Genomic DNA, 238 nt, shown 5'->3' with positions numbered 1-238 from the left:
TTTTTAAAAGCAAGCAACATTGCACAAGATGAAATAAATAACAAACTAAAAACTTGGAAGGCGCTGTTATTATCGGAAAGAGAAAAACGAAATAAACCACGATTAGACCAAAAAGCATTAACCTCATGGAATGCAGTTATGATAAAAGCCTATATAGAAGCTTATAAGGCTTTGGGTGACGAGAATTATCTGCAAGTTGCAAAGTCTAATGGTTTATTCATAAAGGAAAAACAGATAC

The 238-nt window shown here is 32.8% G+C and carries 1 pseudogene; it reads left to right on the top strand.

The window, feature by feature from the left end:
• Positions 1–238, top strand: a pseudogene (locus tag ACRHOC_RS15125) (thioredoxin domain-containing protein); the annotation flags it as partial.

Origin of the sequence: Winogradskyella poriferorum (genome assembly GCF_050618035.1) — a bacterium.
Classification (GTDB): Bacteria; Bacteroidota; Bacteroidia; order Flavobacteriales; family Flavobacteriaceae; genus Winogradskyella; species Winogradskyella poriferorum_A.
This window is presented reverse-complemented; position numbering and strand designations above follow the sequence as displayed.